31 protein-coding genes, 1 tRNA gene and 1 pseudogene are annotated in these 26239 nt (G+C 64.9%); 19 read left to right on the forward strand and 14 right to left on the reverse strand.

Features of this window, described 5'->3' with window-relative positions; translation table 11 throughout:
* Positions 1-2 precede the first annotated feature (2 nt).
* Complete coding sequence (locus ABIA40_RS07925) at positions 3-818, forward strand: NUDIX hydrolase (RefSeq protein ID WP_271544447.1); 816 nt, start codon at positions 3-5, stop codon at positions 816-818.
* A 187-nt stretch (positions 819-1005) separates the two neighbouring features.
* Complete coding sequence (locus ABIA40_RS07930; RefSeq protein ID WP_404540382.1) at positions 1006-3693, forward strand: PAS domain S-box protein; 2688 nt, start codon at positions 1006-1008, stop codon at positions 3691-3693.
* On the opposite strand, the gene ABIA40_RS07935 is transcribed toward ABIA40_RS07930, so the two are convergent.
* Positions 3694-4047 (reverse strand): GrlR family regulatory protein, encoded by a 354-nt coding sequence (locus ABIA40_RS07935; RefSeq protein WP_036011154.1) that lies wholly within the window; start codon positions 4045-4047, stop codon positions 3694-3696.
* A 251-nt stretch (positions 4048-4298) separates the two neighbouring features.
* On the opposite strand from ABIA40_RS07935, the gene ABIA40_RS07940 reads away from it, so the two are divergent.
* A complete protein-coding gene (locus ABIA40_RS07940) occupies positions 4299-4796 on the forward strand; it encodes a hypothetical protein (RefSeq protein ID WP_109143382.1) in 498 nt (165 codons plus the stop codon).
* Between the two features lie 58 nt (positions 4797-4854).
* On the opposite strand, the gene ABIA40_RS07945 is transcribed toward ABIA40_RS07940, so the two are convergent.
* Positions 4855-5241 carry a VOC family protein gene (locus tag ABIA40_RS07945; protein ID WP_404540386.1) on the reverse strand — a complete coding sequence of 129 codons (387 nt, stop codon included), beginning with the start codon at positions 5239-5241 and terminating at the stop codon, positions 4855-4857.
* 182 nt (positions 5242-5423) lie between these two features.
* Between ABIA40_RS07945 and ABIA40_RS07950 the strand changes: the two genes are divergently transcribed.
* The 3 genes from ABIA40_RS07950 (at position 5424) to ABIA40_RS07960 (ending at position 6901) form a co-directional block, all read left to right on the forward strand.
* Positions 5424-5996 (forward strand): hypothetical protein, encoded by a 573-nt coding sequence (locus ABIA40_RS07950; RefSeq protein WP_404540388.1) that lies wholly within the window; start codon positions 5424-5426, stop codon positions 5994-5996.
* Between the two features lie 160 nt (positions 5997-6156).
* On the forward strand, positions 6157-6675 hold the full coding sequence (locus tag ABIA40_RS07955; protein ID WP_404540391.1) for a hypothetical protein: 519 nt from the start codon (positions 6157-6159) through the stop codon (positions 6673-6675).
* 149 nt (positions 6676-6824) lie between these two features.
* Positions 6825-6901 (forward strand) — tRNA-Arg (locus ABIA40_RS07960).
* Between the two features lie 74 nt (positions 6902-6975).
* On the opposite strand, the gene ABIA40_RS07965 is transcribed toward ABIA40_RS07960, so the two are convergent.
* Entirely contained in the window at positions 6976-7149 is a 174-nt protein-coding gene (locus ABIA40_RS07965; RefSeq protein ID WP_404540394.1) for a hypothetical protein, read from the reverse strand.
* Between the two features lie 341 nt (positions 7150-7490).
* Here ABIA40_RS07965 and ABIA40_RS07970 point away from each other — a divergent pair, with 341 nt between their 5' ends.
* Positions 7491-7766 carry a hypothetical protein gene (locus ABIA40_RS07970; RefSeq protein ID WP_271544435.1) on the forward strand — a complete coding sequence of 92 codons (276 nt, stop codon included), beginning with the start codon at positions 7491-7493 and terminating at the stop codon, positions 7764-7766.
* A 258-nt stretch (positions 7767-8024) separates the two neighbouring features.
* On the opposite strand, the gene ABIA40_RS07975 is transcribed toward ABIA40_RS07970, so the two are convergent.
* Positions 8025-8288 (reverse strand): hypothetical protein, encoded by a 264-nt coding sequence (locus tag ABIA40_RS07975; protein ID WP_036041425.1) that lies wholly within the window; start codon positions 8286-8288, stop codon positions 8025-8027.
* A 300-nt stretch (positions 8289-8588) separates the two neighbouring features.
* Between ABIA40_RS07975 and ABIA40_RS07980 the strand changes: the two genes are divergently transcribed.
* Both ABIA40_RS07980 and ABIA40_RS07985 read left to right on the forward strand, forming a co-directional pair.
* Positions 8589-9035, forward strand: coding sequence for a hypothetical protein (locus tag ABIA40_RS07980; protein WP_404540398.1), 447 nt, complete (start codon positions 8589-8591; stop codon positions 9033-9035).
* 99 nt (positions 9036-9134) lie between these two features.
* Positions 9135-10007 (forward strand): DMT family transporter, encoded by an 873-nt coding sequence (locus ABIA40_RS07985; RefSeq protein ID WP_404540401.1) that lies wholly within the window; start codon positions 9135-9137, stop codon positions 10005-10007.
* 116 nt (positions 10008-10123) lie between these two features.
* On the opposite strand, the gene ABIA40_RS07990 is transcribed toward ABIA40_RS07985, so the two are convergent.
* The 3 genes and pseudogenes from ABIA40_RS07990 to ABIA40_RS08000 all read right to left on the reverse strand — a co-directional run bounded on the left by ABIA40_RS07990 (position 10124) and on the right by ABIA40_RS08000 (position 11013).
* A complete protein-coding gene (locus ABIA40_RS07990) occupies positions 10124-10417 on the reverse strand; it encodes a histone (protein WP_404540404.1) in 294 nt (97 codons plus the stop codon).
* A 66-nt stretch (positions 10418-10483) separates the two neighbouring features.
* Positions 10484-10705: pseudogene (locus ABIA40_RS07995) on the reverse strand (FAD-binding domain-containing protein); the annotation flags it as partial.
* Complete coding sequence (locus ABIA40_RS08000) at positions 10705-11013, reverse strand: deoxyribodipyrimidine photo-lyase (protein WP_404546185.1); 309 nt, start codon at positions 11011-11013, stop codon at positions 10705-10707. The gene ABIA40_RS08000 and the pseudogene ABIA40_RS07995, both read right to left, overlap by 1 nt.
* A gap of 141 nt (positions 11014-11154) precedes the next feature.
* Between ABIA40_RS08000 and ABIA40_RS08005 the strand changes: the two genes are divergently transcribed.
* Positions 11155-12885 (forward strand): methyl-accepting chemotaxis protein, encoded by a 1731-nt coding sequence (locus ABIA40_RS08005; RefSeq protein WP_404540407.1) that lies wholly within the window; start codon positions 11155-11157, stop codon positions 12883-12885.
* Positions 12886-13006: 121 nt separating this feature from the next.
* Here ABIA40_RS08005 and ABIA40_RS08010 read toward each other — a convergent pair whose 3' ends face one another.
* Positions 13007-13666 (reverse strand): peroxiredoxin, encoded by a 660-nt coding sequence (locus ABIA40_RS08010; RefSeq protein ID WP_157280498.1) that lies wholly within the window; start codon positions 13664-13666, stop codon positions 13007-13009.
* Between the two features lie 394 nt (positions 13667-14060).
* On the opposite strand from ABIA40_RS08010, the gene ABIA40_RS08015 reads away from it, so the two are divergent.
* Positions 14061-14633: a hypothetical protein gene (locus tag ABIA40_RS08015; protein WP_198399586.1), complete on the forward strand. Its 573-nt coding sequence runs from the start codon at positions 14061-14063 to the stop codon at positions 14631-14633.
* 830 nt (positions 14634-15463) lie between these two features.
* Here ABIA40_RS08015 and ABIA40_RS08020 read toward each other — a convergent pair.
* From ABIA40_RS08020 to ABIA40_RS08035, 4 genes are read right to left on the reverse strand one after another with little or no spacing between them, the layout of a single operon-like run.
* Positions 15464-15784 (reverse strand): response regulator transcription factor, encoded by a 321-nt coding sequence (locus ABIA40_RS08020; protein WP_198399585.1) that lies wholly within the window; start codon positions 15782-15784, stop codon positions 15464-15466.
* Positions 15785-15826: 42 nt separating this feature from the next.
* Positions 15827-17050: an ABC transporter permease gene (locus ABIA40_RS08025; RefSeq protein WP_404540411.1), complete on the reverse strand. Its 1224-nt coding sequence runs from the start codon at positions 17048-17050 to the stop codon at positions 15827-15829.
* On the reverse strand, positions 17047-17772 hold the full coding sequence (locus tag ABIA40_RS08030) for an ABC transporter ATP-binding protein (RefSeq protein ID WP_404540414.1): 726 nt from the start codon (positions 17770-17772) through the stop codon (positions 17047-17049). Before ABIA40_RS08030 ends, ABIA40_RS08025 begins: the two co-directional genes overlap by 4 nt.
* Positions 17769-19193 (reverse strand): efflux RND transporter periplasmic adaptor subunit, encoded by a 1425-nt coding sequence (locus ABIA40_RS08035; protein WP_404540416.1) that lies wholly within the window; start codon positions 19191-19193, stop codon positions 17769-17771. The genes ABIA40_RS08030 and ABIA40_RS08035 overlap by 4 nt, the downstream gene beginning before the upstream one ends.
* A 587-nt stretch (positions 19194-19780) precedes the next feature.
* Here ABIA40_RS08035 and ABIA40_RS08040 point away from each other — a divergent pair.
* The 7 genes from ABIA40_RS08040 (at position 19781) to ABIA40_RS08070 (ending at position 23331) form a co-directional block, all read left to right on the forward strand.
* Entirely contained in the window at positions 19781-20422 is a 642-nt protein-coding gene (locus tag ABIA40_RS08040) for a response regulator transcription factor (RefSeq protein WP_271544417.1), read from the forward strand.
* A 133-nt stretch (positions 20423-20555) separates the two neighbouring features.
* The gene (locus ABIA40_RS08045; protein WP_036029057.1) at positions 20556-20957 is read left to right on the forward strand and encodes a hypothetical protein; all 402 of its coding nucleotides are present in this window, start codon (positions 20556-20558) and stop codon (positions 20955-20957) included.
* A gap of 118 nt (positions 20958-21075) precedes the next feature.
* Positions 21076-21468 (forward strand): curlin, encoded by a 393-nt coding sequence (locus ABIA40_RS08050; protein WP_271544414.1) that lies wholly within the window; start codon positions 21076-21078, stop codon positions 21466-21468.
* A 26-nt stretch (positions 21469-21494) separates the two neighbouring features.
* Positions 21495-21905, forward strand: a complete 411-nt coding sequence (locus ABIA40_RS08055) for a curlin (RefSeq protein ID WP_157280482.1) — start codon at positions 21495-21497, stop codon at positions 21903-21905.
* 45 nt (positions 21906-21950) lie between these two features.
* Entirely contained in the window at positions 21951-22412 is a 462-nt protein-coding gene (locus ABIA40_RS08060) for a curlin (protein WP_404540419.1), read from the forward strand.
* Positions 22413-22424: 12 nt separating this feature from the next.
* The gene (locus ABIA40_RS08065; protein ID WP_271544409.1) at positions 22425-22706 is read left to right on the forward strand and encodes a hypothetical protein; all 282 of its coding nucleotides are present in this window, start codon (positions 22425-22427) and stop codon (positions 22704-22706) included.
* Between the two features lie 175 nt (positions 22707-22881).
* Positions 22882-23331, forward strand: coding sequence for a hypothetical protein (locus ABIA40_RS08070; RefSeq protein WP_404540422.1), 450 nt, complete (start codon positions 22882-22884; stop codon positions 23329-23331).
* A 1-nt stretch (position 23332) separates the two neighbouring features.
* Here ABIA40_RS08070 and ABIA40_RS08075 read toward each other — a convergent pair whose 3' ends face one another.
* Positions 23333-24175: a GNAT family N-acetyltransferase gene (locus ABIA40_RS08075; protein WP_404540425.1), complete on the reverse strand. Its 843-nt coding sequence runs from the start codon at positions 24173-24175 to the stop codon at positions 23333-23335.
* Between the two features lie 131 nt (positions 24176-24306).
* Here ABIA40_RS08075 and ABIA40_RS08080 point away from each other — a divergent pair, with 131 nt between their 5' ends.
* Positions 24307-25011, forward strand: a complete 705-nt coding sequence (locus tag ABIA40_RS08080; RefSeq protein ID WP_157280473.1) for an SDR family oxidoreductase — start codon at positions 24307-24309, stop codon at positions 25009-25011.
* Between the two features lie 10 nt (positions 25012-25021).
* Here the strand turns inward: ABIA40_RS08080 and ABIA40_RS08085 are convergent, their stop codons facing one another.
* A complete protein-coding gene (locus ABIA40_RS08085) occupies positions 25022-26077 on the reverse strand; it encodes a serine hydrolase (protein WP_404540428.1) in 1056 nt (351 codons plus the stop codon).
* Positions 26078-26239 lie beyond the last annotated feature (162 nt).

Here is a 26239-nt window from a genome sequence, read left to right on the forward strand (position 1 = left end):
GCATGGCCGAATCATCAGCATCACGCCCGGCCTCGACGATCCTCCTGCTGCGCGACGGCGCGAAGGCCGATGGCAAGAGCCGCGGCGAAATCGAAGTCTTCATGATGGTCCGCCATCATCAGATCGAGTTCAACTCGGGCGCGCTGGTGTTTCCCGGTGGCAGCGTCGATGCCGGCGACAACGAGATCGTTGCTCGCGCCGACCTCTATTCGGGCGGCGAAAGCCTCAGCGAAGCGGACCGCGGCTTCCGGATCGCCGCGATCCGCGAGACCTTTGAGGAAAGCGGCATCCTGCTGGCGCGGTCGAAGGACACCGGCGCGCCAATCGACGCCAAGCGCGCCGGCGAGATCGCGGACGCTCACCGCGTCGCCCTCAACGAGCACAAGATCAGTTTCCTGAAGATCCTCGACGACAACGGCCTCCAGCTCGCGCTCGACACGCTCGTGCCCTATGCGCACTGGATCACGCCGGAGGGCATGCCGAAGCGGTTCGACACCTGGTTCTTCCTGGCCGCGGCACCGCCCGACCAGCTCGGTGCCCATGACGGACGGGAATCCACCGATTCGATCTGGGTCTCGCCGCGCGAGGCGGTGGAGGGCGGGGAGAGCGGCCGCTTCAAGCTGCCGTTCCCGACCACACGCAACCTGATCCGCCTCGCCAAGCAGGGAAGCGTGAGCGCGGCGCTGGAGCACGCCCGCGGCCTCTCGATCGTCACGGTGATGCCGGTGATGACCAAGACCGAAACCGGCCGTCAGCTCCGCATCCCCAGCGAGGCCGGCTATGACGGCGAGGTGTTCGAGGTCGGGGCCGTCGGCTAATACACTTCGACACGCAACGAAGTATCGACGAATCCCGGCCCGCAGGGCAGCCAGCGTCAAACTGTCGTAAACCTGAAGCGGGCGGCAGGTCCTGATATTAACGATATTCCGCGTCCCGAGGCATGTTCCCCCCGGGCAGGAATACGTCGTATATTGGACCTCCAGCAGTCCGGTCCTCAAACCACCAATGTCCGCCGAATTGACGCCGTCCCCTGAGAAAAGGCGAACCTTCTCGCTCTCCATCGGCCAGCTCACCTTCGGTAGCTTCCTGTTGGTGCTGGCGGTGATCATAGTCACCTCGACGGCGAGCGTGATCGCGATCCGGCACATCGATACTACATTCGCGGAGCTGCAGCGGCTGCAGAGCGTCGGCGACCTCGCCGAGGACATCGATCGCCGCATGAACGAACTGCGTCTTGCCGCGCGCGACTTCGTCACGGATCCCGGTGCCGGCATCCAGTTCCAGCAGGTCGGCGAGGCGGCCTCAACGCTCAGCGACATCCTGAAGAAGACCCGCATCGAGCTCGCGCCCGAGCAGCAGGACATGCTCGACGGGGTCACCGAGCGGCTCGCAACCTATCGCTCCGGCCTGGAGCGGATCTCCACGCTGATCGACCGCCGCGCCCAGCTGCTCGCCGGACTGCCGCCGCTGCGCGAACAATTCGACGCAGCGGTTGAAGGCACCGCGGACCGCGAGCTGGCGTCCCGCTTGTCCGAGGCACAGGGCCGGATCGCGATCGGGCTGCTCGCGCGCAACCCGTCCGCAGCCGAGCAGGCTGCACAGGGAATGCGGGGGCTCGATATTGCCGATGCCAAGCTGAAGTCGGCGGTGAACGACTATGCAGAGGCGATCATGGCCGTCGCCGTCCGCGAGCGGCAGATCGCCGACATCGATCGCGAGGTGCTGGGAACCGAAGGCCGGTTGATCGGCCGCGTCACCGAATTGCTGCGCGAGGTCAGCTCCCGGCGCGGCCACGTGCTGTCGCGCGACTTCGCCCGGACACTGACCGAGGCGCGATGGCAAAGCATCGTGCTCGGCACGGTCGGCGTGCTCATCGGCATCGGCGCTGCCTGGTTCGTGGTGCGCAGGACGGTGCGTCCGCTCGCCCAGATCGCGCGATCCATTCGCGCGCTTGCCGCCGGGCGGAAAGACGTCTCAATTCCGTCCGCCGACCTCGGCAACGAGATCGGCGACATTGCGCGGGCGGCCGAAGTGTTTCGCCGCGCGCTGGAGGAGGCCGACACCGCGCGCGAGGCGGCGGTGCGCGCGCTCACCGAGCAGCGGCTCGCCGAGGAGAGCTATCGAAAATTGTTCGAAGGCTCTATCGACGGCATCTACGTGACGACGCCGGCCGGTGACCTCCTCAACGCCAATCCCGCGCTGGCGCGCATGATGGGCTACGACAGCCCGCAGCAGCTGATCGACAGCATCAGCGACATCGCCCACACGATCTACGTCCACCCCGAGGCGCGCGCCGAATACCAGCGGCTGATGGCGCGCGACGGCATGGTGCGCGAGTTCGAGTATCAGGTGCGCCAGCGCAGCGGCGACGTCCTCTGGCTCTCCGACAGCGCCACGGGCGTGCGAGACGAAGCGGGCAACATCATCCGCTACGAGGGCACGCTACGCGACATCACCGACCAGAAGCGGGCGGAGGAAGCCATCGCCGAAGGCCGGCGCCTGCTCCAGCAGGTCATCGACACCGTGCCGGCGGTGATCAACGTCAAGGATCGCAATCTGCGCTACGTGCTGATGAACCGCTACATGGCCGGCATCTTCGGCATCGAGCCCGGCGAGGCGCTCGGCCGCACCACGGCCGACCTGATGTCGCGCTACGGCGCATCCAAGTCCGACGAGAGCGACAAGCGGGTGCTCAAGCTTCGAAAAGGTCTCGGTTTCTATGAGGAGGAGTATCAGGACGCCTCCGGCAACATGCGGCAATGGCTGGTCAACAAGTTGCCGCTGCTCGACGCCGAGGGCGAGATCGAGCGGATCGTGACCGTTGCGCTCGATATCGGCGAGCGCAAGCGCGGCGAGCAGGAGATGCGCAAGGCCAAGGAAGCCGCCGAAACCGCGCTGCGCAATCTCCGCGAGACCCAGGCCTCCCTGATCGAGGCCGAGAAGCTGGCCGCGCTCGGGCGCCTCGTCGCCGGCGTCGCCCACGAGGTCAACAATCCCGTCGGCATCAGCCTCACGGTTGCCTCCGCGCTGGAGCGCAAGACCGCCATGTTCACCGCCGAAGTCGAGCGCGGCGAGCTGCGCCGCTCCACGCTCAACGACTTCCTCAGCACCAGCCGCGATGCGTCCTCGCAGCTCGTCTCCAATCTCAACCGCGCCGCCGAGCTGATCCAGTCGTTCAAGCAGGTCGCCGCCGACCGCAACTATTCGGATCAGCGTACTTTCGATCTCGGTGACCTCACCGAGCAGGTGGTGATGAGCCTGCGGCCGGGCCTGCGTAAGCACAATCTGACGCTCAACGTCGAGTGTCAGCCGGACCTGACCATGAACAGCTATCCCGGCCCGTACGGCCAGGTGCTGACCAATCTGTTTCTGAACTCGGTGGCGCACGCCTTCCCGGACGGCCGGCCCGGGACGATCGAGATCCAGGTGCGCGAGTCCGGCAAGGACAACGTCGAGATCATCTTCTCCGACAATGGCTGCGGCATGTCGCTCGACGTCCGTCGCCGCGCCTTCGATCCGTTTTTCACCACGCGGCGCGACCAAGGCGGCACCGGCCTCGGGCTGCACATCGTCTACAGCATCGTCACCAACCGGCTCGGTGGCCGGCTCGATCTCGATTCCGAACCGGGTGGCGGTACGCGCATCCAGATGATCCTGCCGCGTGTGGCGCCGCTCGAACAGGCCGCGGAATAGCTAATCGACGTCTGCAAGCTTGTGCAGCGTCGCGCCGAAGATCTGGCTGGCCTTGCCGACCAGCGCGGTGCCGGTCATCTGTCCGCGCGTGTCCGTGAACGTGCCGGTGACGCCGATGCCGACCGGGGCAGGGCCGCCGAACAGCGGATTGTCATCGCCTCGAGGCGAGGTGTGCCGCTGCACCAGCACCTCGCCCTTGAAGCTGTTGTTGTCCTTCACCGTGTAGCTGCCGGTGTAATAGAGGTAGGCATCGCCGCCGAGAATCTTGCCGTCGCGGAAGAGAATCACGCCGCTGCCCTTGCCGACTCGACCATCGAGCAGGGTGACATGAATTGAATAGAGGCCGTTTTTCATAACGTCCCGTAGGCCGGCCGCCATCGCCCAATGGCGCAACCGGTCCCGCTTTTATGCCAAAGCCCATCCCTGCGCGCAACGAGGCAGTTTGCCGGTCGCGGCGGCCTGCGAGCCGTAGTTGTTCCAATTTGTCCATGACACCGTCGTGACGCTCTGATGGTGAGGCGAGGCCCGACGTTGCGAATCAGAGTTGGCCCGCGAAATGCATAACCATTGCTGCACTGGCCGCTGGGTGCTGGAGCAAGACGAACGTGACCAACTGGATCGATTCCGGCGGCAATGAGCCGCGTCTGTACAGTGCGCGTCCCACGAATTGCAAAAGCGAACAACGGCGGATTGGCGATGCGATACGCCGGGCAAACCTGACGAGGCTGGCGCCGGCGTTGGCTTTGATCGCGCTCGCAGCCCCCTCGGGGCACGCGCGCGACCGCGGGCAGTTCGCCAACACCAATCCCGAATTGAAGGCTTGGTTCGACAGTCTGCGCAGCGGCAAGGGGCCTTGCTGCTCCGATGCCGACGGTTCGGCGCTCTCGGACTCTGACTGGGACAGCAAGGACGGGCATTATCGCGTCCGCGTCCCGCGCTATGGCTATGCGCTCGATGGCCAGCAGCAGGAGCTCGTCTGGGTCGACGTGCCCGCGGAGGCCGTGATCTCGGAGCCGAACCGGGTGGGACGCACCATGGTCTGGCCGATCTACGGCTACATGGGTGTCACCATCCGCTGCTTTATGCCCGGTAGCATGACTTAGCCTTCGGGCGTGACGTCGTCCCCGGCTCGGTGCCTGGACGGCGGGGCGCCCCGTCGCGTCAGGTATATTTCTTGTCGCGCTCGAGCAGCTCGATCGAGATGCCTTCGGGCCCGCGGATGAAGCAGATGCGTACGCCGGGACGAATGGTCGTCGGCTCGCGCGTGAACGTGACACCCTTGGCCTTGATCTCGGTGGCGACCGCGTCGATGTCCTTCACCGTCAAGCCGAAATGGTCAAGGCCCTGATGTGGGTGCGGAGGTGGCGGGCTGACGGCGCTGTCGCCCTCGAGCGGCGCGATGAAGATGCTGGCTCCGCCGAGGTTCACGTCGATTCGTCCTGGCGCGTGCACGATCTCGCCACCAAGGATGTCCCGCAGCCAGGCCGCGGTGGCCTCCGGATCGGGGCTGCGCAGATGGACGTGATCCCAAGCGACGGCGAACGGCATTTCATAATCTCCCAACGGGTCTATTCGATGCTACGGCGCATGCTAGCAGTATCGCCGGTGGTCACCACCGCCGTTGCCGACTCGCATGACGTTGGGGGAACCTTAGTTCGTCGCCCGAATTAAGGTAAGCTGTGACTAAATCCATCTTCGATGCTGCTTGCGGTCGCGATCGGTGTGCAACCATGAATGCGAGGCTCGACCGACTCGGATTGGGGCGCTTGGCCGGCACCGGCGAACGACTGGCGCGGGCCGTGACGATTGCGAGCGTCTCATTTGGCCGAAGCCTTCTATGGCTGCTGGCGGCAATCATCGTCGGTTGCGGCATTTGGATGCTGCTACCTCTCTCCAAGGGCAACAGTGCTGAGCCGGTGAGGCCTGAGCTGGCGGCTGTTGAAGCGCCTCCCTCCGGCGATGCGTCCAAAGTGGCCTCGCCTGTGTCCGAAGCTCAGGTGCCGGCGACAGCAGGACTTGGTCGTCTCAGGATTTCATCACAGACCTGGCGTCGCGGCGGCCTCGGCTCCAAAGCCCTGGTGACGTTCACGCTGCGAAACGACAACGACTATGCCGTAAAAGATGTCGAGATCGTCTGTGCCTTCACGCGGCGCGACGGAAGTCATCTGACCGACCGCAGCCGCGTGCTGGCGGATCCGGTCAGCATGAAGAGCCGCAAGACCTTCGTGCGTATCCCAATCGGCTTCGTTAACGTGAATGCCGATCAGGCAAAATGTTCCCCGGTTGCAGCACGCCGCGCTTGAAGGCGGCCTGTCCCGGTAGCTGAAAAGTTACCTTCTGCGGTCCTTGGCCGAAAACCATGCATCACCATTTGAACCGAACGGCTGGGCCAGGAACCAATTGGAAGATCGCCTGTTGAGGCGAGCAGAGCCCACGCGGGGATGCGGGGGCGGAGCGCGGCCAATGCCCATCTTTAGGTATCTCATCTTTGTCGGTGGAGCTTTGCTCACACTGCTGTTCGCGGCGGATTTCGTTTTCCCGGCGGCGCCCGTAGCGCAGGCCGTTGCGACCGCAAGCAACGACCAGCCGCTGATCCGAATCCGGTCCGATCGTCATCTGCCTGAGCGCGTCGTCCTCGACACGAGCCAGCCGACGATTGCCGCACCCGCGGTTCAGACTGCCGCAGTTGCGGCTCCCCAGCCGCCGGTACAGGAGAGCCTGTCGCCGGCTTTTGCCGAAATGTCGGCCAAGACGCGGGTGCGCGAGACCTTCGCCCAGTTCACGCCAGAGCCGAGGGCCGGGACCGCCGCAGCCAGGAAGTCCGAGGCCATCCAGCCGCAGACGCCCCAAGCTCAAACTTCTCCGGTCCAGGCCCAGCCCAAGCGTAAGATCGTCAGGACCTATCCGGCGCATCAGCCGGGCCGCCCCATGATGCTGGTCGCTCAGCAGCCGCATTTCGGCCTCTTCAACACGACCTGGTAACAGCGCCTTCGGCTGCCTCGATCGAGGTGGCAAGGGCTTTTTATTGGCCGGCCTCTCTGCTAATTCAAACCAATCCGACCGCCGTCGGGTGTGCTGGCTCCTCGCCAGCGCCGGCCGGCGGATCTCGGTGGCCCGCTACTCGGGCCAGGGCGCTCGTAGCTCAGCTGGATAGAGCATCGGATTTCGATTCCGAGGGTCGGAGGTTCGAATCCTTCCGAGCGCGCCAGTCTTCTTTGTTCCATATATGTTCTAAAGCGGCGCGGGCGGCGGATCGCCGACGATGGGCCGGCGGCGCGTGCATCAGGTTGCCGGGACGCCGGTTTGCCGCCGCGCGCCCGACCGCAGCAATTGCTTCTCGATCTCGTAGTTCGGTGAGAGGCGGTCCCCCTGGTTGTGCGTCTGCGCGGCCTGAGCGCGCAGTCGACGCCAATCGGAGAGATCACCGTCGCCGTGGCCAATCCGGGTCAGCGCCACCCAGATTGATCTCAACATTGAGAGCGTGTGGATGAAGCCCGCGAACTCCGCACGGTGGTTTCGCCGCGCCCACCGCCGCCGCAGCTCAAGTCGTCGTCACCGATGTCCAGAACGACGCCACTCCCCCCGCTTCGCGGTGGGATCACTCGATTTCGAGATGATGAAGAAGACCTTCTCCGGCGAGATCGACAGATATGGATGACTGGCATTCAGCGGCTGCCGAGCCGTGATGTCCCGGTCAGCTCGCCGAAGGTTTGTTCATCTGTATTACATTTCGGTTCGGCCACAATTTGATCAGAACGACCTCGATATCCTGCATCGCGCAAGCGGAGGAAGACATCATGAAACTCAATACTGGCCGATTGGCTACGTCCCTATTCGGCGCTCTCGTTGCGTCATCGACGGCATCCGCCATGCCCATCGCGCCTGCGCCTGCGACACCGCAGGTCTCCGGCATCGAGCAGGTCCGCATGGTTTGCGACGCCTGGGGACGGTGCTGGTGGCGGCCAAGCTACTATGGCTACTACAGGCCGCGGCCATATTACGGCCCGCGGTATTACGCGCCGCGCTATTACGGTCCGCGCCCTTATGGGTACTACGGCTATCGCCGCTGGTAACGTTTGAAGGGGCCCCTCGAGGCCCCTTCGCTTTTGCGAGGTCATGTCTTGCGCAATGATCACTGGCCTGCAGCATCAAAAGATGAGGTCAGCGGATAAGGCCACTTGTCGTGACTTGACCGGTACCATCAACATGAAAGTGCAAACATCTCGAGCCGGCCATGATCCGACGAACATCCTGCGCACGTGCCCAAGGCTTCCATCATCCCGGCGAATTTGCCGCTGGCCAAACAGAGGAGCAGCAGCGGCCGCGGCCCCTCAGTAGCAGGGGTGCCGCCGGCCGTCCTGACCGATATAGGCGGCCGCGCTGCGGTAGCAGTGGTTGGTCGCCGGGCCGTCATAGTAGGCGAAGGTGCCGGGGGTGATACCCGGGCCGTAATTGTGCAGGTAGCTGATCGGGTAGGGCAGCGGGTTGGCGTAGGAGCGGTGGTAGCGGTGGCGGCCGTTCGCCTCCGCGAGGGCGGGGGCCAAGACCGCAGCCGTCAAGGCCGCAACCGCGGCGACACGCGTCAACTTGCTCATCTCGATTCTCCGGAACCCGCTCGAATAGGTCAGCCTGTTATAGCAATTTCGAGCGGCCAAGCATCGCTCCGGAGGCCCGAAATCACGGCCAATCCCGCAGATTTCCGGGTGGGTGTGACAGAATTGCCGGACATGCGGCCAAAGCTGCCCATTTTTGGCCTTTTCGGGATGCTTAACGAATTCCCCACACAAGTATGACCAAAGACTATTCGGTTAAGAATTCTGCCGCCGGCCCCGGGGGATCATTTGCGGGCCCCTCGAGTCCGGTACATTCCTGAAGGCCTTCGTCGTCATCTCGCCATGCGCATCACGCTTCCGAGTCTGCTGTTGCTCTGCTTCGCCGCCGCCACGCCCGCGCGCGCCGAGCTGCACATCACGCGCGACCACGGCGGCTATGTCGAGGAGTACAAGGCCAAGTACAAGCGGGTGCGCGAAAAGGGCGAGCGGGTCATCATCGACGGCATCTGCAATTCGGCCTGCACGCTCGTGCTTGGCATCGTGCCGATGAACAAGATCTGCGTGACGCCGCGCGCGAGCCTCGGCTTCCACCAGGCCTATTACGACAAGGCGTTCACCTTCGGCATCAAGGTCACCAGCGCCGAGGGTACCTCCGATCTCATGTCCTACTACCCCGACACGGTGAAGGACTGGATTCGCCGCAATGGCGGGCTCACCACCGACATGAAGAAGATCAAGAACGGCGTCGAGCTCTGGAAGATCGTCAATCCCTGCCCGGAAGAATGGTGAGCGGCTGAGACGCACCGCGATCCTCCGTCGCAGCGCAGCATATCGTCACCACGAAATTCGCATTGCCGCATGGCCGAGGGTCGGGCAATGAGGGCGGCAATGAACCATAATCAAGAAACCCTGGCCGCCCACGCCGCGCCGATCCTGTTCGTGCTGCTCTGGAGCACCGGATTCATCGGGACCAAATACGTCGTCAACAATGCCGATCCCTTGACCTATCTCGCCATTCGCATGGCGATCGTGGTGGGGCTGATGGCAATCATCGCAGGCATCGCGCGGCCGAAATGGCCTGATAGCGCCGGCATCGCGCACAGCGCGGTCGCTGGCATCCTCGTCCACGGCTTCTATCTCGGCGGCACCGCGATTGCGATCGCGCATTCGATTCCGGCCGGCCTGTCGGCGCTGATTCCAGGTCTGCAGCCGATTCTGACCTCGACCATCGCCAATCGCTGGCTCGGCGAACGGGTCACGCCGCTGCAATGGGCCGGGCTCGTGCTCGGCCTCGGTGGGGTGGTGCTGATCCTGCACAACCGCCCGATGACCGGCGAAGCCGGGCTCGGCTGGCTCGCCTCGGTGGTCTCGCTGGTCAGCATCACGCTCGGCACGCTCTATCAGCGCCGCTACTGCAATCACATCGACTGGCGGTCCGGCAATCTCGTGCAGTATGTGGCAGTCACCATCTTCTTCGCGGTCGGCGCCTTCCTGTTCGAGGATCGCGTGGTGCACTGGACGCGGGAGTTCGTGCTTGCACTCGCCTGGCTCGCCGTCGCGCTCTCGATCGGATCGATCGGGCTGTTGTACTGGCTGATCCGCCACGCCGCGGCGACCTCGGTCGCAAGCCTGTTCTATTTGGTTCCGGCCGTCACGGCCCTGATGGCCTATCTGCTGTTCGGAGAAACGCTGGACGCGATTGCCATTGCAGGCATGGCGCTCTGCGCCGCGGCGGTCTTTGTGGTCAATTGGCGGTCCTGACGGCACGCAGTTCGGCTCGCCGGAAACGCGGAAGTGCTTCAACGCCGAGCAAGCGGCGAGGATAGGTGCGGGCTGTCTCCGGGCGCGCCCGCACCCGGAGACGTCTTCCGGTGCGATCAGCGCTTGGCCTTCTTGGCCTTCTTCTTCGACTTGCCGGCCTTCTTGGCTACCTTTTTCGCAGACTTTTTCGCGGCCTTCTTGGACGACTTCTTTGCGGCCTTCTTCGTCGTCTTCTTCGCAGCCTTCTTGGCTTTCTTCTTGGCCGCCTTCTTCGGCGCTACTTTCTTCGCGACCTTCTTGGCGGCTTTCTTCACCTGCTTGACTGCGGTGACTGCCGCGTCCTTCGTCGTTTCCACGGCAGTGGTGATCGTCTCCATCGCCTGTTCGGTGATCGGCTTCTCGTCGTCCATATCGTCCCCCACGGTTTGTATGGAGCGATGACGATAGCGGGTTTCGAAATTGTGTCAAAGCGACGCTCAACCTTTGCGAATTTCTGCGTAGGCGGCCAGCGCGCGTTCGCGTGCCTCGGCATGATCGACGATCGGCTGCGGATAGGTCTTGCCGATGATGCCCGCACTCGCAAGCTCGATCGGCGTTGCCTGCCAGGGCCGGTGGATCAGCTTGGCCGGCAGGGCCTTCAGTTCCGGAACCCAGCGTCGAACATAGGCTCCGTCAGGATCGAACTTCTCGCCCTGGATTAACCGCCTGATGAGGCGCCTGCGCGATCTCGTTCCAATAGACGGCGCGGGCACCCGCTCTGTCGCACCACCTCAGGGATCACCTTGGCCGCCGGTCCTCTGCGCAGGACAAGCGAGCCGCCGCGCGCGCCGATCTCGGCGCCGAGCGCCCGCAGCGACTGCGCCAGCCACCAGCGTGCCGCGCCGCCCGGCGCTCGCCCCGCCGCCTCGTCCAGTACGTAGAGGCAAAGCACCGGCGCTCCGGACGTGGCGGCGTGGAGGGCGTGTTGGTCGGACAGGCGGAGATCGTCGCGAAACCAGACGATGATGGACGGCTGACTGGGGCCGGGTCAGGGAAGGCCTCGTTTACCAATTGCAAACCATGCCGCTCGCCGCGGTGGGAACCCGTCGTTAATGCGGCTGTAAGTCAATTGCACCAATATGCAGGAATTACGGGGGTCATTCCATCCATGTCCAATCTTCTAACGGCGAAGTTCCTGCCGCGTTTCAAGCTCGGCACCAAGGCGGTCCTGTGCGCGGTGCTGCTGATCGCAATGAACACGGCGCTCGTTGTCGGCGCCGGCTATTGGTCGCTGACATCCGCCTTCAACGACCGCGCCCTGCGCGACATCGAGGTCAATCTGCGCACGCTGGCGCAGGCCTTTGCGGAGACCGTTCCCGAGGCCAAGATCACGATCCGGGACGGCGCGGTGGTCCGCGCCGAGATCCCCAAAATGCCCGACTTCAGGGATCACGCCATCGTCGACAGGGCGGTGTCCTATGTCGGCGGCAACGCGACGCTGTTCGTGTTCGACGCGGCGAGCGGACAGTTCATCCGCCGCTCGACCAACGTGAAAAAGGAAAACGGCGACCGCGCCGTCGGGACCCAGCTTGCCGCCGATCATCCGGGGCAGGCCCCGCTGCGCCGTGGCGAGGCCTATAAGGGGCCGGCGACGCTGTTCGGCAAGACGTTCATGACGGCCTATTTCCCGATCGCCGATGGCACCGGCAAGGTCGCCGGCATTCTCTATGTCGGCATCCCCATGACGCAGTTCGAGGGCATGCTGTCCCAGGCGATGGAGAGCATGGCTGCCGCTGCCGGCCTTGCCGCGCTTCTGGTGCTGGTCCTGACCCTGCTGGTCGTCCGCCGCATCACGCGGCCGCTGACCTCGGTGACGCATTCGCTCACCGCGCTTGCCAACGGCCAGGGCGACGTCGCGATCGAATGCGAGGACCGTGCCGACGAGATCGGCGAGATCGCCCGCACGCTCGCGGTGTTCAAGAGCAACTCGCAGGAGCGGGCGCGCCTACGCACCGAGCAGGCGGCGGCAACCGCTGCCGCAGCCGAGCAGCGCAAGGCCGAGCTGCGCAACTTCGTCGAGGGGTTCCGCGGCAGCGTCGGCGGCATTCTCGACAAGGTGCTGGCATCGTCCGGCGAGTTCGAGCGCGCCGCGCGACAACTGACCGACGCCGCGCGCTCCACGGCAGATCTGTCGGCGCAGTCGGCGGGAGCTTCCGAAAGCGCCTCCGAGCATGTGCGTTCGGCCGCGTCCGCTTCCGACGAGCTGTCTCAATCCATCTCCGAGATCACCCGCCGGGTGCAGGAATCGAACGAGATCTCCGCCGAGGCGGTGCGGCAGGCCGAAGCGACGGACCAGCGCATCGCGCAGCTCTCGGAGGCCGGCTCGCGCATCGGCGACGTCGTCAAGCTGATCACCTCGATCGCCGAGCAGACCAATCTGCTGGCGCTGAATGCGACCATCGAGGCTGCGCGCGCGGGCGATGCCGGCCGCGGCTTCGCGGTGGTGGCTCAGGAGGTCAAGACGCTCGCCGGCCAGACCGCGAAGGCGACCGACGAGATCTCGAACCAGATCGAGAGCATGCAGCTTGCGACCGAGGAATCGGTTGCAGCCATCAAGGCGATCAGCCAGACCATCGAGCGCATCAGCGGCATCGCAGGCTCGATCTCGGCGGCGGTCGAGCAACAGAAAAGCGCGACGCACAACATCGTGGCCAGCGTGCGCGCCGCGGTGTCAGGCACGGCCGATGTCGCGGTCAATGTCCGTCACGCCGCCAAGGGCGCCAGCGAGACGGGTGAAACGTCGAGCCGGATGTTTGCTTCCGCCCAGGCGCTGTCGGGCGAGAGCCTGCATCTGAAGGCCGAGGTCGAGAGCTTCCTCGACCGCGTGCACGCGGCGTGATTCTGGGTCGTCATCCCGGGATGGTCCTAAGGACCACCCCCGGGATCTCGAGATCCCGGGTTCGATGCTGACGCATCGCCCCGGGATGATTTTTGCGGCCGCTATCCGCGACCGCCAAAAGTCATCTGGGCTGCGGGACGATGCGGATGTAGGGCTTCGGCTCCTTCCACCCCTGCGGATAGATCGTCTTGGCCTCGTCGTTGGAGACCGAGCCCGCGATGATGACGTCGTCGCCCTGCGACCAGTCGGCCGGGGTGGCGACGCGATGCTTGGCGGTCAGCTGGAGCGAGTCGATGACGCGCAGGATCTCCTGGAAGTTCCGGCCCGTCGTCATCGGATAGACCAGCACCAGCTTGATCTTCTTGTCCGGGCCGATGATGAAGACGTTGCGGACGGTTTGGTTGTCGGCCGGCGTGCGGGTGAGGGGATCGCCAGAGGTCGAGGCCGGCAGCATGCCGTAGAGCTTGGAGACGTTGAAATCGGTGTCGCCGATCATCGGGTAGTTTGGCGCGGCGCCTTGGGTCTCCATGATGTCTTCCGACCATTTGGCATGACGGTCGACCGGATCGACCGAGAGGCCCATCAGCTTCACCCCGCGCTTGTCGAATTCCGGCTTCAGCTTGGCGAGGGCGCCGAGCTCGGTGGTGCAAACCGGCGTGAAATCCTTCGGGTGTGAGAACAAGAGGGCCCAGCTGTCGCCGATCCAGTCGTGGAATTTGATCTTCCCTTCGGTGGTTTCGGCTTCGAAGTCAGGGGCGGTGGCGCCGATCGGAAGTGTCATGATCTTACCTCATCTCATTGAATCTAATCGAGAATTCGTCTCCGGCCGTCACATCCATTATAAGGGCTTCGCCGGCCTAAGTGAACGCCAACTGAACCGGCTCAAGCAAAATGTGAATTCCTTCTTTGAAGGGCCGATTTTCTAGCAACCTTATTGTTACAGCGGCAGCTGCGGCGAAACAGCTCCACCCGGGGTCACACGGTCTCGCTCGCCCCGATAATGCCTTTTATGACTTTCATCACGCTCGCCCGGCGCGTTCTAGAACCAGATTGGTCCTGATAGCGACCAATTGGCAACCATCTAGAAAAGTCGCGATCCCCGTATCGAATCGTTAACCACCCCTTTACGCCGGCATGGAAATGCTGGTCGATCAGAAGAAGTCTGGAAGTGAACTATGTCCGCCGCTGCGCCTAAGCCTACCGAGCCGTCGTCCCTCGTGCCGTCCTGCCGCGATACTGCAGCTCATGCCCTTTCCGTCGTGCGCGACGGTGTGATCACGGGCGAAGGCCCGACCACCAAGGGACGGGTGCATTTCTCCCGCTCGCTCGACGCCGATGACACCGCCTGGTGCATGCGCATCCTCACCGCCACCGCCGTCAACGACCAGCCGGTCAGCCGCGCCGAGGCCGAAGTTCTGTTCGAGATCAACGAGGCCGCGACCGAGCGCACCGATGGCGGCCGGTTCGACGACCTGCTTGCCAAGGCGGTCGCCCATTATGCCGCGAGCGCCTCGGGCCTGAAGGTGCCGCCGCGCAGCGTCGCGCTGTCGGCCGACACCGAGATCGAGAGCTGGGCGCCGTCCTATGCTTCCAAGGTCAACAGCGAGATGCTGGAGTGGATCGCCGGCCAGATGCGCGGCAAGCGCCAGAACAACCGTCGCCTGATGGCGATGGTGGCGACCTTCCTCGGCGCCACCGCACTGCCTCTGGCGGGCCAATTGCCGAACGTGTTCGACATCGGGATGTAAGGCAAATGGGCCGCGGTCGCGGCTCGCAGCTTCGTTTCACGCTCGTGTCCAGCGCACGAGACTACTGCATTGTGACACCGCTGTCTCAACACCGTCATTGCGAGCGCAGCGAAGCAATCCAGAATCCCTCCGCGGAAAGACTCTGGATTGCTTCGCTGCGCTCGCAATGACGGAGTGTGTGGTGGGCAGCGCGTTCTTCAATTCGCATTTCGGTCGCGGACACGCCTTCGCATCCTCGCGGCGGACTCGCCCGAGCTTTGCTTCTTGCTCACCCTCATAATTGAAAGAGGGCGCAGGGAAGACCGGGTGCCGGCCGGGCACCCACGGTCCACTGTGCGAAAGTGGCAACGAAGAATTTGCACAGCGGCATACAGGTGAAGCCAAACATCCGGCCTTCCCTGCGCAGTGGCTTTACGGCTTATGTCGTGCTCTCCCCGGGGAGCGATGCACTATTGCCCCCGTCGCCTTGCGGATGGCTGATGCGTGGGCCCGGTTGGGCCGCTCACATCACCGCAAGACTTGGCGCACAGACCCCGGGCGCCAGGACCACACGATTTTGCCGTACGCCGATGACACCGGTCGTATGCGCGAGGTCTTTGCTCACGGCTCTCCGCCCTGCAAACCCTTTCGCGCCAACGCCATCAGCGTCCACCGCCCCCCGGCCCGCGTTCGTGACGATCGCGATACGCCCCTCTTCCTTGGGCCGGGTTGCGCGACACATATGTGATTTCCGAATTTCGGTAAAGTGGAATATTTTAGGCCGCGTGCGTTGACCCATAGATTGAATGTTTTGCCCGTCGGGCAACGCAAGGGATGGTAGCTGCAACCATTCAATCCGGCGCGGTCTGCGCCGCCGGTGGATTCGGTGCAAGCGCCTGCGCCGGCTTCGTCGCGGCCGGATAGAGTTCGGTCTTGGCGAGATCACGGCGGAGCGACGATGGTGCGGTGTGCAGGGCAAAGGCGATCGCGATCTGCGTTCTGTTCTGAAGCCGGTACTTGCGCATGATGTTGCCGATATGCGCCCGCACCGTGTTCTCCGAGATGTTGAGCTCGTAGGCGATGTTCTTGTTCTGCATCCCCCGCGCGATCAGCGTCATCAGCTCCCGTTCGCGCGGCGTCGGTGCGATCAAGTCCTTCGGATCCGAGCTCATGGCTGATGCCTCCCTGGCCTTTGCGAACATCCCGGCATGCTCTCACTCCGTCTTGAGCGCCTGGATCGGGCTCAGCTTGGACGCCTTGTGGGCTGGATAGAAGCCAAAGACGAGGCCGGTCGCGATCGAGAAGACGAGAGACAGGCCGATCGCCTGGCCGTCGATCGAGGTGACCCAACCGGCCATGCGGGCGACCGTCATCGAGAGCGTGATGCCGCCGGTGACGCCGATGGCGCCGCCGAGCAGGCAGAGGACGAGCGCTTCGCAGAGAAACTGCAGACGGATGTCGCGCATTCGCCCGCCGAGCGCCCGGCGGATGCCGATCTCCCGCGTGCGCTCGGTGACCGACACGATCATGACGTTCATGATGCTGATGCCGCCGACGAGCAGCGAAACCGAGGCGATGGCGACGAGCAGCAGCGCGACGGTGCGGATCGCGCCCTGCTGCGCCTCCATGGCGGCGGCGGGATCCTGGACCTTGAAGTCGTCGTCCTGGCCGGCGGGGATGCGGTGGCGCTGCCGCAGCAGGTTCGCGATCTCCGCGCGCGCGCCCGCCATCTGACCGTCTGCGGCCACCTTGGCGATGATGTAGGCGACCGCGTCGCGGTTGATCTTGCTGGCGCTGCCGAGGAAGCGCAGCTTGGCCGTGGTGAGCGGCACGAAGGCGACGTCGTCCTGAGCCGGTCCCTTGCGGTCGAGCACGCCGACCACCTCGAGCGGGACCTTCATGATCCTGATCTGCGCGCCGATCGGATCGTCGCCGGGTGCGAACAGCTCGCGCGCGACCGTGCTTCCGAGGATCACGACCTTGCCGGCGCCGGCTTCCTCGGTGGCGGAGAAATAGCGCCCGGCCGCGAGCTGCCAGTCGCGCACCATGAAGTGGCCGGTGGTCGTGCCGTTGATCGTCGTGTTCCAGTTCTTGCCCTCGTGGATGACCTGCGCCGTTCCCGCGATGGAGCCGGCTGCGGCCTGGATTTCCGGGATCTGCTCGAGAATGGCCTGCACGTCGCTCTCGGTCATCGTCAGCTTGCTGCCGTCCTTGAGACGCACGCCGCCCTGGTAGACCGCGCCGGGGGTGATCATTAGCACGTTGGCCCCGATCGAACGGATCTGCTCCTGGAGGCGGAGCTGCGCGCCGGCCCCGATCGCGAACACCGTCACGATCGAGGCGACGCCGATCACGATGCCGAGCATGGTGAGGAAGCTGCGCAGCGGATTGAGGCGCAGGGCGTGCAATGCGATCTGGAAGCCCTGCAGCATCGTCATGACACAGCGCTCTGTTTCGGCAGAGCAGGGGCCTGCGTTTCGTCGCCGACGAGCTCGCCGTCATGCAGGTGGATCGTGCGCCGGCACTGGGCCGCGATGCCGGGATCGTGGGTGATCATGACGATGGTCTGGCCGATCCGGTTGAGCGCGGCGAACAGGGACAGGATCTCGGCACCGGTGCGGCTGTCGAGCGCGCCGGTCGGCTCGTCGGCGAGCACGATCAGGGGGGAGGCGATCAGTGCGCGCGCGATCGCGACGCGCTGCTGCTCGCCGCCGGAGAGTTGCCGCGGGAAGTGATGGGCCCGGTGCAGCATGCCGACCGCCTGAAGGCTCGCTTCCGCGCGCGCCATGCGTTCCTTGCGCGCGATGCCGCAATAGACCAGCGGCAATGCGACGTTCTCGATGGCATCGTGGCGGGCGAGCAGATTGTAGGATTGGAACACGAAGCCGATGCTGCGAGCGCGCAGGGACGACCGGCGATCTTCCGTGAGATCGGCAACGTTGGCGCCCTGAAGATAGACCGCGCCCGCGCTCGGCAGGTCGAGCAATCCGATCATGTTCATCAGCGTCGACTTACCGGAGCCGGACGGTCCCATCACGGCGACGATCTCGCCTTGCGCGATGTCGAAGCTGACATTGCGCACCGCGGCCACCGCGACGCCCTCGGTGCGATAGGTCCTGCTGACCGACTGGAGGCTGATGAGGGGCGCAGCGGCGGTCATGACCCAAACCTGATTCCGAGAATTTCCATGCCCGCCGGGCGAATGGCCTGGCCGACCGCGACCTCGCTGCCCTCGACGAGGTCTCCGCTCCGGAGCGCGACCTGCTCGGTGCCGGCGGCGCCGACCGTGACGGCGACGCGCTGCAGCGCGCCGCTGGCGGTGCGCACCCACACGCCGCTGCGTCCGGCGTCCGGCCGCGTGCCGGTCGGCTGGAATCGCAGCGCTGCAAGCGGCACTTTCAGCACGTCGTCCTGGCGTTCGATGACGATCTTCACCAGGGCAGTCATTCCCGGCAGCAGCGCGCCGTCGAGGTTGGCGGTCGCCAGCACCACGGTGTAGGTGACGACGTTCTGCTGGGTCTGCGGCGCCTTGCGCACCTGGCGCACCACGGCCTCGAAGCGGCGGTCCGGGTAGGCGTCGACGGTGAAATGCGCGCGCTGCCCGGGTGCGATGCGGCCGATATCGGCTTCATCGACCTGCGCGTGAATCTCCATGTCCTCCAGGCGGTGCGCCACCATGAAGGTGGTGCGCGCTTCAAGTCCGACCGCGAGCGTCTGCCCCTCGTTGACGAACCTGCCGACCACGACGCCGTCGATCGGTGAACGGATCATGGTGCGGTCGAGATCGGCCTGGGCTGCCGCGAGAACGGCGGCTTTCTCCGGCACCGCCATGCGCGCTTGCTGCAACTCCGCCTCGATGCGGCGGACGTCGGCCTGTGCACCCTCCACCGAATAGGAGTTGAGGGACATCAGGATCTCGGCTTCACGTTCCTGGGCGAGGCGCGCGGTGAACTCAGTCTGCGCGTCGTCGACCGCGGTCGTCGCCACCACGTTCTGCGACTGCAGCGCCAGCTTGCGCTGCAGCGTCTTCTGAGCCGAGGACTTCACCGCCTGCGCGCTCTCGAGCTTGGCCGCGAGCACGTCGCGGCTGCCCCTCGCGTTCTGCAGATCGATCCTGGCCCGGTCGAGCTTGGCCCTGGCGATGTCGACCAGGGCATTGGCGACGGCCAGCGACGCCCGGGCCTCGTCGACCTTGGCCGCGAAGCTGCGCGGATCGATCAGAGCGAGCGGCTGATCCTTGGCGACGGCGTCGTTGAAGTCGACATAGACGCGGGCGAGCTGCCCCGACAGTTGCGATCCCACCTCGATCGTCTTGACCGGCTGCAGGGCGCCGGTGACGGTGACGGTCTGCTCGATGCTGCCGCGCTGGATCGAGGCATAGCGGAACAAGGGGGCATCCGATCCGAAGGTCGGCGCTTCGCGGCCGCCGGGCACGAGCAGCCGCCTGGTCTGCTCATAGGCGCGAGTCGCCGTGTCCGCCGCGCTCCCGGCAGCGCCGGCGATCGTGCCCGGAGCGGCGTAGAGGATCGCAGCGAGGCCGCATGAAGCTCCGAGCAAGGCAAATGCTGGCACAAATCGCATATCAAAACTCGCCGATTGAATTGACTTCGGGTAATCGGGAAGAAGTGGCAAACTCGCTATGGTTGTAAAACGTCTAAGGTTGTATCGAATGTCAGTATGTCGTCCTCGCCGGGCTGACGGTCGGGCGTGGCGCATCATCCAGTGGTAAAGCAGGTGGGGTGCTACTTTTCGTGATTTGATCAGGATGCATACGGAGCGTATCGATATGAGGCGCGCGGTATCGAACTCGATAAGCTGACTGAACGTCCCGTCTGATCCGGCCGGAGCGGCAGCAGCTGGCGTCGAGTCGTCACATGGGTGGCGTGCCATGATGCAGCCGGCGAGACCACGACGCAGCATTGCCGCATTCTCGATGTCGTTGCTCCCCGATGCCGCCGGCGGCAAGATGGACGCCCTTCCATCACGAAGCCCGATATGTGAACGCCTTCACTCGCCTCCGGCGCGCGTTGGCCCTATGACTTCGAACCGGCGGACCGACGCGCTTCGCTCGATCTGCGCGAATCATCCAAGCACCTTGATCTCGCTTGCAAGAAGAATGGATAGCTCGCTGCCTTTTCATCGAGCCCCAAGCCGGGGAGCCCATTGCCATGAGTTCGGACCAAGCCACAGTTTATGTCGTTGACGACGAAGCCCAGATTCGAGCCGCGATCGGAAGTCTCTGCGAGGAGACCGGGCATCAGGTGAAGTTGTTCGCCTCGACCGACGAGTTCCTCACCGAGACCGTTTCGCAAGGGCCGTCATGCCTCGTGCTCGACGTGAGGTTTCCCGGCACGTCGCCGACCGGGCTCGAGCTTCAGCGCCGGCTGGCCGAGACGGGCGTATCCATTCCGATCGTCTTCATCAGCGGCTACTCCGACGTCCGCGTCTCGGTCGAGGCGATGAAGCGCGGCGCGGTCGAGTTTCTGCCAAAGCCGTTTCGCGAGCAGGAGATCCTCGATGCGATCAGGCACGGCATCGAGCGCGACCGCAGGCGGCTGCAACGCGAGGATAGCGTCCGTGAAGCCCGCCAGCGCGTCGAGACGCTGACGGCCAGAGAGCGCGAGATCATGCTGCTGATGGCGGAAGGGCTCGTCGCCAAGCAGATCGCCGCGAGACTCGGCGTGAGCGAAGTGACGGCGAAGGTTCATCGTGCCAGGATGATGCGAAAGCTGCAGCTGCGTACGCCGATCGAGGTGGTGCGGCTGGTCGACAGCATGGGGCGCCAAGCCGAGACGACACGCAGCGTCTAGTCCGTAGCGACTAGCATGAACTGCAGTCTGTCGCGCCGGCCGCGATCGGTTCAGTCTCACCCCTACGATGTCGGCCTGTTTCCGGGAAGGCATCCGAAACCAGTCAGACAACTTGGCCAGAAAGGGATACTCCATGCGTAAATTGTTTTTTGCTTCCGTTGCCGTGTTCGCTCTGTCCTCCGCAGCTCAGGCCGCCAACACCTCCACCACCGTGCAGGTCGGCGTCGTGAACTCTTCGAGCGTTTCGCAGCAGGGACTCACCAACTCGACCTCGTCGACCAGCCAGCTCGGCATCATCAACGGTGCGACGACGATGCAGGGCACCAGTGCTGCCTCGCTCAACAACGGCAGCACCGTGAACCAGATCGGCGTGCAGAACACGGCGGCCACCGGCCAGGTGGCGCTCGGCAACAACGGCAGCGCGATCACCCAGAACTCGTTCGGGCCGGCCGCGCTCCAGAACAACTCCGCCGCCGTCGGCCAGCTCAGCGTGTTCGGCATCAACGGCAGCACCGTCTCGCAGACGGCGAACTGAGCCACGGTTGGTTTGGGTCGGACGCACCAGGTTGGTGCGTCCGGGCCACTCTCTAGAGCACCGCTACCGGGCAGGACGGTCAATTGCGACGCCGGCTCATTCTCGCGGAGGACAGGACATGCGGATCACCTATTTCATTGCAACTCTCGCAGCATTCGGTGCACTGACGGCAGCCGATGCCCGGGCCGGCAACTCGGCCAGCGTGCTGCAATTCGGCACGACCAACTCTTCGTTCATTTCGCAGAGCGGCGGCACCAGCAACAACGCCACCACGATGCAGTTCGGCGCCACCAATGCCGCGACGACCTTGCAGACGGGCTCGCTGCTCACCGTCAACACCTCCGTGATCGGGCAGGGCGGCACCACTGCGACCGCAACCAATACCGCACTGGCCGGCCAGGTTGGCGGCTCCAATTCGAGCCTGATCGGCCAGATCGGCGCGAACAACACCGCCGGCGTCGGACAGCTCGGGATCCTGAACGGATCGACTGTCCTCCAGCAGGCTCCGTGAGCTGATCCGAAGTGGTGAGGCATGTCATGAAACGTCATTTTGGCGGCGCATGTGCCGCAACGCTCGCTCTGTACCTGGCCGGCGCCCTTTCGGCGCAAGCGCAGACGGCCGACATCAAGACCATCGTGTCGGTCGGCGGGCCGCCCGTCGTGCTGAACCAGAACAGCCAGCTCAACATGGCGGGCGTGTTCATGATCGGGGGCACGACCAGCGCGACGGTCACCCAGAACGGCACCAACAACGCCACCGGCGTGCTGCAGTTCGGCGGAACGAATTCCGCATCGATCGGGCAGGCCGGCGTCAACAACTTCGCCTATGTCGGCCAGGCCGGTCAGTCGGCGACCAGCCTGATATCGCAGCTCGGCACGATGAATGCGGGCACGGTGGCGCAGTTCGGCACCGTCAACGCCTCGACCATCGTCCAGACCGGTCCCTGATGCGCGAGCGATCTCGCCAGTGTCGACAGCGAACGAGGAAGCGCGATGCGAGGCGGCAGACAGGTGCTGAGGCGGGCTTTGGTCCTGGCGGCGATGCTCGCCGCCGTCGGTGCGGCAACGCAGGCATGCGCCGGGACCGTCCAGCGCAGCGTGACCAACCGGAACGTAAGCATCCAAACGGTCGTGCAGTTCGGCGACAATGTTCAGCCTGTCACGATCGAGGAGAACAGCCGCATCAACATCGCGCGGGTGATCCAGATCGGCGGGACCGGCACGGTGGACGCGACCATCATCCAGAACGGCACGCACAACTATGCCAATGTGATCCAGGTCGGCGGCACCACCAATGCGGCGATCGGTCAATCCGGGGTGAGCAACACCGCCGAGATCACCCAGATCGGCAATTCCACCAATGCGCTCCTGCTCCAGATCGGCGACATGAACACGGGAGCGGTGAGGCAGTTCGGGCGTTTCAACTGGCTGGCGATGTTCCAGTTCGGCCGATGATGGAGGTGTAAGATGAAGCTGCTTCTGCTCGCATCCGGACTGGGATTCATGACCGTGGTTGCAATGGCGCCGGCCGGCGCCGGCGACGGTCACACCACCGTGGTCCAGGACGAGAACGGCACCTCGGTGATCACGCAGAGCGGTGATCCGGCGGAGGCCGAGGTCAAGATCGAGAAGGAGCCCGGGCGCACGACGGTCACTCGCCGCAGCGGCGGCAACACCGCGATCGTGACACAGGGCAGCGCAAGCCCGCAGGACATGCTCGACTGGCTTCGCAAGCTGCAGGGCCACTGACGCACGAAGCCATTGAAATGAGAGGGGAATTCCGGGCGTTCTGCCGCACTCTTGTTCCCGGTTATTCGCGTGCCTTAACCAATAATTAATTATACGTTTGCGGGTGGGCGACAGCCCGGCCTAGCCTCCTTCCGGGGAGCCGCTATCGCGAAGCCAAACGAGTGTGGTGCGTATCATGATTGCCAGATCATATGGGGCGTTGTTCGCCTCGCTCAGCGCAGCTGCGCTGCTGCTTAGCTCCAGTGACAATCCTGCCAGAGCTGCTGGCGCCACGGCGTCCGGCGTCGCCGCCGTTGCTGCCCCGCCGGCTGCGGCACGTCCGCACGTTGGGCCGGGCGCCAGGTTCCACCGCCGCAGCGCTCCCTGGGTCTATTGGCCGGGCGGCGGCAGCTACTTCTACGACGGCGCCGGCTACAGCCAGCCCTTCGCCGATGTGAACCAGTCGCTCTCCGCCGATGTGCGCTACACCTACACGTATGATGTGCCCTGGGACTGGACGCATCGCTATCCGCCGAACGTCGTGCCGTCCAATCGGCCCTACGTGCCGAGCTGCCCGACCGAGCAGGTGACGGTGCCCGGCCGCGGCGGCAGCGAGCACACCGTCAACATCATGCGGTGCTACTGAGCTAACCCAGCTCGAAGCTGGTGACGCCGAAGACGCGGTCGAGCCGCAGCGGCGGGATCGGCCCCGTATACATCCGCGCCGTCTCGAACACCGGCTCGAGGCCGAGCGCCTCGGCGAGCGCGATCGCGGCGGGATTGACGGCGGGGACGTCGAGGAAGACCTCGCCGGCGCCCGCGCTTCCCATTAGGGCCTGCACGACGTCATCCGCGGCGGCGCGATCGTCGGCTACGAGCGGGCCGATCTTGTAGCCCGTCCGGCAGGGGCGGATCACGCCCCATGCAGCGAGCCTGCCCTCGCGCAGCAACGCGCGGCCGACATGACCTCGCGTGTTGATCCAGGCGCGCAGGAAGGCGCTGCGCGCGGCGGGGAATACACGGGCGTCATCGGCTTCCACCAGCGCAAACGGGACCTTGTCGAGCGCAACGACATCGGCGGGCGGCTTCACCGATCCCGCGACGGTGCCGCCATAGCGGATATTGGCGTAAGCGAGCTGGAAACCCGACTTCTTGTAATTCTCCTGCTGCGCCACCACGCCGTCGAGGCCGATCACGCGCGCGCCTGCATGCGCGATCGCGGCATTCCAGATGCGCAGGCCATGGCCCGCGCCGCGAAAGCGCTCGCGCACGATGTAGAAGCCAAGGAAGGCGAAGCGGTCGTCGTAATTGACGCAGGAGACGGTCGCGACCGGCTCGCCCTCGATCTCGCCGACGAAGAAGCCTCGGGCGTCGGGGATCGCGAAGCAGGCGGCATCCGCCAGCCCCGGATTCCAGCCCTCCGCCGCGGCCCAGTCGACGGCGAGGGCGATTTCGTCGGGACGCAAATTGCGGATCTGCAAATCACTCATTTTCAAGCCGCTCATGATGGTGGCTGGATGATGGATGCCTTGGGCCATGGACCTGCCGACGGGTCTGGCTGTAGAAGGCCTCATGATAGGCCGAGCCTGCGGCTCGCCTCAACTGAAGGGATCATCGGATCATGGCAGTAGAGAAGGTTGCGCTCGTCACCGCCGGCGGCAGCGGCATGGGGGCGGGGGCTGCGCGGCGGCTGGCGGCGGACGGGTTTGGCGTCGCGATCCTGTCGTCCTCGGGCAAAGGCGAGGCGCTGGCGGCCGAGCTCGGCGGGCTCGGCGTTACCGGCTCGAACCAGTCGAACGACGACCTGAAGCGCCTCGTCGAGGCTGCGATGGCGAAGTGGGGACGGATCGACGTTCTCGTCAACAGCGCCGGGCACGGGCCGCGTGCCCCCATCACCGAGATCACCGACGAGCAATGGCACACCGGCCTCGACACTTACCTCTTGAATGTGATCCGTCCGACCCGGCTGGTAACGCCGCTGATGCAGGCGCAGAAGGGCGGCGCCATCATCAACATCTCGACCGCCTGGGCGTTCGAGCCCAGCGCGATGTTCCCGACCTCGGCGGTGTTCCGCGCAGGGCTCGCCGCCTTCACCAAGATCTTCACCGACACTTACGCGGCCGACAATGTCCGCATGAACAACGTGCTGCCGGGCTGGATCGACAGCCTGCCGCAACAGGACGCGCGGCGCGACAGCGTGCCGATGAAGCGCTACGGCAAGGTCGAAGAGGTCGCGGCGACAATCTCGTTCCTGGCCTCCGACGGCGCCGCCTACATCACTGGCCAGAACATCCGCGTCGACGGCGGGCTGACGCGCTCGGTCTGAGGCGGCCGCCTCAATGTGAGGCGATAAGCTGCGCCAGCTCCGGCAGGATCTTGTAGCGGGCGATCTCGTGCGGATACTCGCCGCGATTGGCCAAGAGGACGATGCCGATCCGCCGCGCCGGCACCAGGCCGATATAGCCGGAGGCGTTGTTGAGGCCGCCCGGCTTGTCGACGATGGTGATGCCTGGAAGGCGCACGGTCTCCCAGGCTAGGCCCTGTCCGAATTTTTCGTCGACGCGGAAGGCCTCGCGCTGCGTCAGCCGCAGGGCTTCGCGCAGATGCGGATCGATCGCGCGGCCATCGACGCAGGCGGCCGCGAAGGCGGCAAGGTCCCGGACGGAGGCGAACATCTGGCCCGTGCCGGGAAAATCAAAGTAGCTTTGCTGATTGCCGATCGGCCCGATCGCCATGCCCTGGTCGGAATAGCCCTGGACCGCGCGCTGCATCGCCGCCGCATCCATGACGGCGCGATTGTCCGGGCCGCGCTCGGGGACGAAAGTGGAGCCCATGGCGAGGGGGCGGAGAATGCGGTGCTGGATCAGCGCATGGATCGGCTTGCCGTAGCAACGCTCGAGCACGAGCTGAAGCAGCACATAGCCGGCATGGGTGTAGACGCGTTGCCGGCCGGGTGCGATGCCGGGTGCCGGCGTGAAGGCGTTCAGCATCGCGATGAACTGCTCGCGCGTATACTCTTCGTTCGGCCAGGGCGGATGATCGGTTGGGAGCAGCAGGCCCGAAGTGTGCGTTGCTAACTGGCCCACAGTGACGTTGCGGATGTAGTTGCCGCTCAGCTCGGGCAGGTATTTCGCCAGACGATCGTCGAGCCGCAGCTCGCCGCGCAGCACGCCGAGCGCCACGAGCGTGGCCTCGAACGGCTTTCGCAACGAGGCGAGGTTGAACAGCGTGTCGGGCGTCACCTTCCGCCTGGTGGCATCATCGGTGAACCCGTAGCTGAAGAATTCGACATGGCGCCCGGCATAGATGGCTGCGGCGAGGCCGCCCGCATGGTCCGCCGTCGCGGTCGGCGCCAGCTCGCCGGCGACGATGTCGCGCATTTGCGCAATCATGTCGGAATCGGCCGAGGCGCGGCGGGGGCAAAGCGCCATCGCCATAGCAATGGATGCGGCCTGGGCGAAGCCTCGCCGGGTGATCGGGGATGAGATGACAGGCGCCACGTGCTCTGATCGATCATGCTGTGCGCCCCCGGGATGGTTTTAGCGAGGAGGGCG

This window comes from Bradyrhizobium sp. USDA 223, assembly GCF_044909005.1.
GTDB classification, from domain to species: Bacteria; Pseudomonadota; Alphaproteobacteria; order Rhizobiales; family Xanthobacteraceae; genus Bradyrhizobium; species Bradyrhizobium yuanmingense.